An 8,718-nucleotide genomic window follows, 5' to 3' on the forward strand; every position below is an offset into this window, starting at 1 on the left:
ATGAGCGTTCACATTGGTCCGGAAATGGTGTTCACGTTGAACCGGAATCGGTGTTCATGATCGGCCGGAATATGCAAGAGGCCCAAAGGAACAGCAAGCACCGAGTAAATCAGGTGCTAGAGGCATTCTGCTTTATGGTCGCCAACGACATACCCCCGCCCCCTTTGGTGATGAAGTTCGTCGCCGAAGGCGCTCGCCAACATATCGACGGCAAGAAGCCTTGGCCTAGGGCGCAGAAGGGAGCTGTTAACCCGCATGTTGTCGCATTGGTTCAGCTTATCGATGAGCGTTACCCGCGCAAACAAGCCGATATTGCCGCGTATGCAGGCACCAGCAAGAGAACCGTCGGGGATTACGTTACCAGGAGAAGCCCAGAGATAACTCTCCATTTGGGGCTCTATAGGGAAATGCATCGCAATAACGACTTTGTTCAGATGCTGGAGGCGTTATCAAAGCTGTCTGGCGTTGATTCATCTAAATAATATGGAATTTTCAGAGCTAAAAACCGTTATTCATTATCTTCCGTCATCGGGGGCGTGGTTTTGGCAACCTACGCATGACCGATAACCGCAGCTAACTAGTAATAACCCAAACAGAAGGAATCAAAGATGGAAAATATGAACCTCGTTCAGCTCAGCCAGCAAGTGAGCAACTGGAAGCCCGTCGCTGAGATCGCAGAGCAGTACCCACAATTCTCCCGCAGCACGCTCAAGACCCTTTTCTGGAAGCGGGAGGAGCGCCCTGGCCTCAGTCGCTGCTGCCGCATCGTGGGCAAGCGGATGTACGTGAACGAGCCGATTTTCGGCCTCTGGCTGGGTGGACTCCTGCCCGAACAGCAGGGCTAAAGCATGCGCCGACGGATGCAAAATCATGAGGCGTTACAGGCGGGACGCGGCCTGCCAGATATTGCCGCTAAAAACGGCGCTGAAACCGCAATAAAAAGCCCCCTGGATGTTCCAGAGGGCCCCAAGAAGTTGGCCGCCGCAACTTTGGCGAGCGAGGCGGCCAACGACCAATGAAAGGATACGATACATGACTATTAATTTACACCCGCAAGCCCCCGATGTGAATGGCGTGCCGTTGCATTTCGCCATTGGTCGCCGCGTAAATGACACAAACCCCAAGCCCCACACACAAACGTTCGCCGACTTTTGCGAAATGCTGCGGGGCTACGCTATCGACCGCCCCGCACTCGATGGCACCGAAAGCAAAACCGAATACGACGAGTTCAAGAAGAGCCTGCCGTACGTCTCCGCCCAGTTCGACGGGGAGCGCGACAAGGAACACGCCAAGTCGCGCTCCCTACTTTGGCTCGATGTGGATGCGGTGGACGAGGTGAGTATGAGAGTGCTTAAACGCGCGGTAAAGCGCTCGCGCGTCGCCTTCCTCTACCACAGCACCACCGGACACAAACACCCGCTAAAGGGCGCTGACACGCATTCTGGCCGCTTCCTGTTCCCCACCAATCGACCCATGATGGGCGCCGCAGAGATTGAGCACTGCCAAGCGGTGTTGGCCGACTTCCTGGATATTCCCCAGAGTAAGCTGGACACCCAGGTGAACGAGGCGGCCCGCATTATGTTCGTTCCCGCCGGTGGCGCTGAGTTCGACGAGGGGGAGGGCGACTTCATCGACGTTGACGAGCTGATGAAGCTTGAAACGCCGAAGAAGCAAGAGAAGAAGGCCCCAGCAGCAAAGCCAGAGACAGAGAAGCGCACCACATCGGCCCACCACGATGATATGACGGTGGCTGACATCCAATATTGCCTCGATCACCTAGACACCGATGAGCAGTGGCTCAGCATTGGTATGGCAGTGCATCAAGCAAGCGGGGCCAGCGAGAAGGCTTGGGATGCTTTCAACGAGTGGAGCGCCCAATTTCCGGGGAGCTATGACTACGACAACAACCGCAAGCGCTGGGACTCTTTCAAGGTGGATAAACCAGGGGGTGCTGGCGCTGGCACGCTCATCCGTTTGGCTGGAGTCGCGGCGCACGAACTGCCAAGTCACGGCGGGCAGGTGGCGGGAGACGATGACTTGGCAGACGAGGCGCCGCGCAAGCTTATCCTGCCGCTGTCCTTTGGGTTCGAGGGCTACAACCGCGTTAGCCAGTACCTGATCAAGGGCCTGTTGCCTGCCGAATGTACCAGCTCCATCTACGGCCCATCGGGCAGCTATAAATCATTCCTCGCTATCTCTTGGGCCTGCCACATAGCCACGGGGAAGAGCTGGGACGGGAAAAAGGTGGAGCAGGGGGCTGTGCTCTACGTGGTGGGGGAAGGTGGAACAGGCGTCCCCCGTCGAATCAAGGCATGGGCCCTGGCGCACAACGACGGGGAAAACGTAACCAACCTGTGTTGCATCAATCAACCTGTGTTCGTGGCAGCCCCGTTGCAGGTCGAGCAGTTGAAGCTGGCCGCCGAGCACGTGGAGCAAACAACGGGGCTGCCCGTGGTGTTGGTCATCATCGATACGTTGGCTCGCTGTTTTGGCGGAGCCGACGAAAACAAAGCCAGCGATATGGGCGCATTCATCGCCGGTTGCGATGCCGTCAAGGCTGCAACGAAAGCCACCGTTTTGATAGTTCACCACTCTGGTAAGGACGAAACGAAAGGGGCGCGGGGTAGTTCGAGCTTTCGTGCAGCGCTCGATACCGAGTTCCTGGTGAAACGCGAACCTGGGGGCGCAAAAGCGCTGGTGCTGGCCTGCACCAAGCAGAAGGACTCCGAGGAGGCCGAAGCCAGATCCTATGACCTAAGCGAGCGGGTTATATGTACCGATGCTGACGGCGAAGACGTCCCGAGCTTGGTGGTCTCTGCCAATGGTAGAGACCCCATCATCGAGGACGAGTCAGCAGAGCCGACCCTATCCGCCGGCCATCGGGCTGTGTATGAGGCAATTACCGCGCTGTGGGACATCTCAGAAGGTGTTACCACCTGGGATGCAGTTATGGCCTCGATGAAGCAGAACGGCACATGGAACCATAGAAAGGGCCGAGAATGGCTCGGCAAACTAGAACGCGACGGCCTTATCCTACTGGACAACGGCGAAATCACCCGCCCGGATAGTGAACAGGAATATCACTAACGAGCCAAGGGGTGGGCCCGCCCCGCTCAGCCCCCTACATACCCAGGGCGGGCGGGCTCAATCTGGAGAGGTGTGGTAATAGAGTTGTATTACCACTGAATATGGGCCCGCCCGCCCTGTGCATGTAGGGAGGGGGCCGGGGCGGGCTCAGGAAATCACGCACCCAGATGGTGAGGATTCCACTAGGCCGGGCAGGGTGTACCGGGAGGGGGCCGGGGCGTGAAATCACTTATTTTCGCGCCGTTTTCAGTGCCACTATCTGGCCAGCTCCCGCCACCAGTGGCGCGCCATCTGATTATCAATCCGTTATCTGTAAATAACAGCTCAATTACAGGACAAAAGCAGTTGCCCCTGCTGCGGACATCTGATCTACTATCAGAAACATTTGGGGACTCGTATGGATAATAGAATAGTAGTAAAGGGTCGGTTTCGCAAAGGTGAAAGCGGCAACCCAGCAGGGCGGCCAAAAGGGGCGAAGGGTAAGCGTAATCAGATCCCAGAAGAGTTGACCGCTGACGCCTTGGCAAAATTGGCCGCACTGGTAGCCGAGGCCGATTGCATGGCCATCCGGATGGTACTCGATCGAGTAATCCCCACGCTCCGCGCAATAACCCCCGAGAACAGCCTCGACGGCAAACTGATAGCGGCGAAGCTGGCCGAGCTTGAGACCTTCGAGGCCCGATTGGCAGCCCTCGAAGAGGCAAGCGCCCGTGATTAATCGACACGACCGCCTGCGGAGGCTCGAAAAGGCATACGGCCCGCACGTCCTCGCCGGGTTTCGCTTCATCGGACACGTTGAGGTTGCGCCTGATGATGCCCGTTGTGGGACGCATGTCGATATAGCCATCGCCGGGAGCCCGATTGGCGAGTTGGTCGTTTACGCGAGTTCTCGGGCGCAGTACGTGGCCCAGCGGGAAGCGCTGAGACGCCGCTACACGACGCTGTTGGAGGGTTGAGGCATGGCTATGACGCTACAAGCGCGGTTAGCACGCCTGGAGGCGCTGGAGAAGGCCGTCCAGTTCCCGACCGTCATCGAGATGCACGACTGCACCCCGGTCGCCGCTGACGACCGCCGGAGGGGCTCCTACATCATCGAGGACGGCAACAAGATTACGTTCTTCGCATCAACCGCCTCCGAGTACCAGGAAGCGAGCCGTAACTATGCGGGAGACCGCCGCATCATCGTGATCTCAATCGATGGACGCTGTATCGACTTCAAACACTAGAGGATTCAAAAAATGGCACTTACTAAATACACCGACACCCTTATTCGCGGATTCCAGACCTCACCCAACGGGGCTGTTGGTCATCATCGTGTGGCCCTGAGAGTCAACCAGGCAATCGATGCCTTCAACGGCCTGAACTCCGATACGACCCGAAGCCGCAGCGAGAAATCCCCGCTCTATAAGCGGCTGCAAGAACAGCACGGCAAAGCCATCAAGGCCGATTTGGACAAGTTCGGCAATGAACTGCTGGCCCGTACTGACGCGCACGAGGCCAAAGTTGCCAAGGTGCTGAACTCCGTCAGCCTCGCCGATGCGGTTCAGATTGTTGCCGGTCTCAAGGCAGCGGGTTTAACTGATGAGCAGTTCCGCAGCGCGATAGCTGATAGCGGGGAAATCGCCGTTGCGATGGCCCGTGTGCCTCAAGCATTGAGCGGCCTAACCCCCGAGGTGGCAACGGCTGCGGCTCTCAACCACTACCCAGACTTGTTGGCCGAGGCCGCCGCAAATGAGCGCGATTTTAGCGCCTATTCGAGCCTCTCGAATGTCGTAGACCGCACCATCCGCGAAATCGGTCTGAATGTCGATGAGCAGGCTTTAGCCTCCAGATTCGACGAAGCTGCACTGGCACCACGGGCGGAGCCAAAGACCCAAGCCGAGCAGAACGGACAGGCCGCCGAGTAACCAATTCAACCGGGCCTTTCGGGGCCCGTTTTCAGGAGATAACGAATGCTGACTTTGTTTCTGGAAGAAGGCCCGCTCAACCTGCACGGCAGCATCAAAGCTGCGGGGGCAGAGTTCAGCGCCCACCTAGACCACCTCAACGCCGAGCTGAAAGACGTAGAGCAGGAACTGACCGCTCGCCTCAAAGACGAGCTGGACGAGCTGGACGTTGAGAATATCGCCGCACTGACCGCCGAACGTGATGCTATTAAGCACCAGATGGACGTGGCAGACCACCGCGCGGACTGTGCAGAGAGAATCGTCGCCAAACTGGAGTGTGACGGCAAGGTTCTGACGCTGACAGGCTCAGAGGCTCGTTTCCTGCGCACGTACCTGCAATGGCATGCTGAGTCGTGGGGGAACATCTCCCGCATCCCCAACTGGCCCGGCGATAAGAGAACCGTGCGCAAAGCGTTGCGCCAAGGTGACGCCATCCTCGCACGGCTAGAGGCGTAACGCCCAGTAAACCTTTACCCCCGTAACTCAAGCCGCCTTTCGTCCTCTGGCGGCTTTTCATCATCTCTCCCCTGGCGACGCGAAATTCCGCGAACTCCTGCCTTGCTTAAACGTAACCTGAAATAACCGTAACCCCATTGAATCAACCCGTTAAAGCTGCCATTATCCCCCCATGGCCGTAGCTTTGGGTTTTAAAATCCCTCGCCGTTCGCGGCGTGCCGGTTCGATTCCGGCCTCAGGCACCATTAAAATTGAAGAAAAAAGCCTTACAGATTAAACAGATACGACGCTTCATTGCGTCGTTTTTGTTTCTGCTCCCCAACGTTTCCACTCTCTCACTTTTCCTTTCTTGTCCATTTCTTGTCTAAGCGACTTACTACTTCCTGCGACTCGCTGCGAACAACCTGCTCAGTCTTCCAACATAGCCAAGGACGTTTGGTAGGCTACTGCTCCGGACTTTTCCGGGGTCTGTCTCTGGTGCTGAAGCAAGTGCCGCTCACCGTTACTCCTTCCTCTTCACCCCCTCCTAAACCCGCATTGAATCACCTTTGAAACAGATATTAATCCCATGATCTAACCCATCATCGGAGGTATCTATGCAGACCAAATTTCGCTTTACCAATGCAGCCATCAAGGCTTTGCCCGCACAACTACGAGACGCAGGCGCTACTGAACTGGAGTTCTCCGATACAGAGGTCATTGGCTTAAAACTCTTGTCAGGAAAAAGCCAGGGCAGTAAGCGTTTCCTACTGCGCTATACCCTCCAGGGCAAGAAGCGCAGCATCGCTTTGGGACGATTCGGAGATATTGACGTGAGCCAAGCCAGGACCATTGCCCGCAAGTACAAGGCGATGCTGGCAGAAGGCATCGACCCGGTAGCAGAGCGGGATAGCTACAAAACTGAGCCCACCCTTTCGGAGTTCTTCTGGCAGACCTTTTTGCCGCACCTCAAGACCATCGGCAAACGATCGATCAACAGCGACATTCAGCGGTTCAAACACAACATAGAACCACGCTTTGGTGCCATGCGTTACCGGCAACTCAAGGCGATGGATGTCCTGCAGTTGCAATCGGAGATGGTTCACCCCAACGACCCTCAGCAGACCGCCTACGCACCGAGTACCGCCAACCGGGTGTTGGCCCAGTTAAAGACCATGGGCAGCTATGCGGTGCGCTGGGGTATTCTGGACACCAATGAGGCGGCCAAGATCAAGCTGTTGAAGGAGGACAATGCCAGGACGCGCTTCCTATCGATTGAAGAGATGAAACGGGTCATTGAGGTGGCATTGCAGGATCGCAATCAAGCCGCAGGCAGCTTCATCGCGATGCTCTACCTGACGGGGGCGAGAAAGTCAGAGGTGTTACTCGCTAAATGGGAACATGTGAACTGGGAGGATAAGACGCTGTTCGTACCCCTAACCAAGAATGGCAAGAGCCGGATCATTTACCTGAGCACATTGGCTATCAATATTCTGGAGAAGCTCCCCAGAATAGCCGGTAATCCCTATGTGTTCGCGAGCCAGCATATTCGCTGTCAGGGCAAGCCCATCGGTGAACCCAGATGTGCCTATGAACGGGTGTTGCAGAAAGCCGGTATCGAAGACCGCGATGAGGTCTGCTTCCATACAGCTCGCCATTCGGTCGCCAGTGCCTTGGTCTCTTCCGGGCAATACAGCCTGTATGACGTCAAGGCGCAACTGGCCCACGCCAGCATTCAATCCTCCCAGCGGTATGCAAAGCTGACTTCTGAGCGCAGTCGCAATATCAGCGAAGGTCTCTCGTCTATGATCCAGGCGGAGTGACCGAAAAGGTATTGTTTATAAACAGATATTAATTACCAGACAGCGCTGTCACATCGGCTGTTGGTCCACATTTCACAGTTCCCAGGCCCTTAAGTTCATCTGAGCTTAAGGGCCTTTTTGTTGGAGAGAAACACGATGAAAACTTGTATGGAATGGCCGGAGGAGACATTGCTCGCGGCCTACCCGGCACTCCATGTCTCGGTCATGGAACGGATTATCGAGCCCTTTTCATCAGTAGAGGAGGCAAGAGCATTCTGGGACACGACCGGTTGTAGTCTGGTCATTATCGAGATGACGGACTCGGTGAGTGAGTTCCAAGCCATGCCACAGCATACCCAGAATCAGGTGATGTTCGGTTTGCGTTACCCGGAGCAAGAGTTCGCCATATCCGAAGATTGGCGTTTGTTGCTGGCCATTCTCAACGATGAGGGTGCTGGGATTTACCTGCTGATCCACTCAGATGCACCGCTGATCACCACCCTGGAGGGGATGCACCATGAGTAATCCCAGCCATAGCGACATCATGCGCAAGTTAAAAGAGATCAAGGGGATTAAGGAGCTGCTGGAGAAGGCCGTGCTCTTGTATGTCCTGCTCACGGATGGCGATCTGCCGGTCTGGTGCTATGCGCTCATCATCGGTACGCTGGCTTATCTGGTAAACCCGTTCGACGTGGTACCAGATCCCATTCCATTTGCCGGTTATCTGGATGACTTATCGGTCATCACCTCGGCATTAGCCGCATTGCCGGTTAAGTCACACCACCGTCAATCCGCCAAGGACCGAATGAGATCACTGTGACAGTGATGGAGTCGGTCCTGTCACGCTATCGCGTTTTCTATGACCCTTTATCTATGACCCATCTACCGATGATCTGGAGATCGCAATCTCTGGTTATCTAACGATGTTGTAAGGAAACTATCATGACAAGACCCCGTAAAAACCGCGTTGAAGAGACCCCTAAATCTGTCAGTAACACGGCAGCAGCATCAAACACCCCCGACACCGCGCCAACCAAAGAGCCCCCACTCACATCCGGAGCAAGCGGCTGCGCCGACCCCCTCTCGCCAGCCCTTGCGGCTGACGCCGACAAGGCCAGGCCTGGACCCGGCGACACCGCAGACTCCGTGCCCGGCGGCCCTGCCCCCATACTCACCTTGCTCAACCATACCGCCGAGAAACTCAGTACCAGATCAGAAGGGCTGATTTTCTGACACTTTTCAGTATTGACCTTATTGGCGAGATTTATACTGGCTATCTGGCTATCTGGCTATCTGGCTATCTGGCTATCTGGCTATCTGGCTATCTGGCTATCTGGCTATCTGGCTATCTGGCTATCTGGCTATCTGGCTATCTGGCTATCTGGCTATCTGGCTATCTGGCTATCTGGCTATCTGGCTATCTGGCTATCTGGCTTGATTGTGTTCAT

The 8,718-nt window shown here is 55.9% G+C and carries 11 protein-coding genes; all 11 read left to right on the forward strand.

Features of this window, described 5'->3' with window-relative positions:
* Nucleotides 1-482 (forward strand): hypothetical protein (locus tag OKB81_RS17995; protein WP_270805350.1); only part of this gene is annotated, 482 nt, incomplete at its 5' end.
* A 126-nt stretch (nucleotides 483-608) separates the two neighbouring features.
* Entirely contained in the window at nucleotides 609-845 is a 237-nt protein-coding gene (locus tag OKB81_RS18000) for a hypothetical protein (protein WP_270674785.1), read from the forward strand.
* Nucleotides 846-1,032: 187 nt separating this feature from the next.
* On the forward strand, nucleotides 1,033-3,087 hold the full coding sequence (locus tag OKB81_RS18005) for an AAA family ATPase (RefSeq protein WP_270674782.1): 2,055 nt from the start codon (nucleotides 1,033-1,035) through the stop codon (nucleotides 3,085-3,087).
* Between the two features lie 397 nt (nucleotides 3,088-3,484).
* Nucleotides 3,485-3,805, forward strand: a complete 321-nt coding sequence (locus OKB81_RS18010) for a DUF5681 domain-containing protein (RefSeq protein WP_270805351.1) — start codon at nucleotides 3,485-3,487, stop codon at nucleotides 3,803-3,805.
* A 241-nt stretch (nucleotides 3,806-4,046) separates the two neighbouring features.
* Nucleotides 4,047-4,313 carry a hypothetical protein gene (locus OKB81_RS18015; protein WP_270805352.1) on the forward strand — a complete coding sequence of 89 codons (267 nt, stop codon included), beginning with the start codon at nucleotides 4,047-4,049 and terminating at the stop codon, nucleotides 4,311-4,313.
* Nucleotides 4,314-4,325: 12 nt separating this feature from the next.
* Nucleotides 4,326-4,994, forward strand: coding sequence for a hypothetical protein (locus tag OKB81_RS18020; protein ID WP_270805353.1), 669 nt, complete (start codon nucleotides 4,326-4,328; stop codon nucleotides 4,992-4,994).
* Nucleotides 4,995-5,039: 45 nt separating this feature from the next.
* Nucleotides 5,040-5,489, forward strand: coding sequence for a hypothetical protein (locus tag OKB81_RS18025; RefSeq protein WP_270805355.1), 450 nt, complete (start codon nucleotides 5,040-5,042; stop codon nucleotides 5,487-5,489).
* A 596-nt stretch (nucleotides 5,490-6,085) separates the two neighbouring features.
* The gene (locus OKB81_RS18030; RefSeq protein WP_270805356.1) at nucleotides 6,086-7,291 is read left to right on the forward strand and encodes a tyrosine-type recombinase/integrase; all 1,206 of its coding nucleotides are present in this window, start codon (nucleotides 6,086-6,088) and stop codon (nucleotides 7,289-7,291) included.
* Nucleotides 7,292-7,438: 147 nt separating this feature from the next.
* The gene (locus OKB81_RS18035) at nucleotides 7,439-7,795 is read left to right on the forward strand and encodes a hypothetical protein (RefSeq protein ID WP_270805357.1); all 357 of its coding nucleotides are present in this window, start codon (nucleotides 7,439-7,441) and stop codon (nucleotides 7,793-7,795) included.
* Complete coding sequence (locus OKB81_RS18040) at nucleotides 7,788-8,090, forward strand: YkvA family protein (RefSeq protein WP_270805358.1); 303 nt, start codon at nucleotides 7,788-7,790, stop codon at nucleotides 8,088-8,090. The genes OKB81_RS18035 and OKB81_RS18040 overlap by 8 nt, the downstream gene beginning before the upstream one ends.
* A 434-nt stretch (nucleotides 8,091-8,524) precedes the next feature.
* The coding region (locus tag OKB81_RS18045) for a hypothetical protein (protein ID WP_270805359.1) at nucleotides 8,525-8,718 on the forward strand (194 nt) is incomplete at its 3' end.

The organism is Aeromonas sp. QDB56, assembly GCF_027705505.1.
GTDB lineage: Bacteria > Pseudomonadota > Gammaproteobacteria > Enterobacterales > Aeromonadaceae > Aeromonas > Aeromonas caviae.

What these genes read in the sequence shown, in the direction of transcription:
- OKB81_RS18000 (WP_270674785.1), top strand. Translation starts at nt 609, where the DNA reads ATGGAAAATATGAACCTCGTTCAGCTCAGCCAGCAAGTGAGCAACTGG.
- OKB81_RS18005 (WP_270674782.1), top strand. Translation starts at nt 1,033, where the DNA reads ATGACTATTAATTTACACCCGCAAGCCCCCGATGTGAATGGCGTGCCG.
- OKB81_RS18010 (WP_270805351.1), top strand. Translation starts at nt 3,485, where the DNA reads ATGGATAATAGAATAGTAGTAAAGGGTCGGTTTCGCAAAGGTGAAAGC.
- OKB81_RS18015 (WP_270805352.1), top strand. Translation starts at nt 4,047, where the DNA reads ATGGCTATGACGCTACAAGCGCGGTTAGCACGCCTGGAGGCGCTGGAG.
- OKB81_RS18020 (WP_270805353.1), top strand. Translation starts at nt 4,326, where the DNA reads ATGGCACTTACTAAATACACCGACACCCTTATTCGCGGATTCCAGACC.
- OKB81_RS18025 (WP_270805355.1), top strand. Translation starts at nt 5,040, where the DNA reads ATGCTGACTTTGTTTCTGGAAGAAGGCCCGCTCAACCTGCACGGCAGC.
- OKB81_RS18030 (WP_270805356.1), top strand. Translation starts at nt 6,086, where the DNA reads ATGCAGACCAAATTTCGCTTTACCAATGCAGCCATCAAGGCTTTGCCC.
- OKB81_RS18035 (WP_270805357.1), top strand. Translation starts at nt 7,439, where the DNA reads ATGGAATGGCCGGAGGAGACATTGCTCGCGGCCTACCCGGCACTCCAT.
- OKB81_RS18040 (WP_270805358.1), top strand. Translation starts at nt 7,788, where the DNA reads ATGAGTAATCCCAGCCATAGCGACATCATGCGCAAGTTAAAAGAGATC.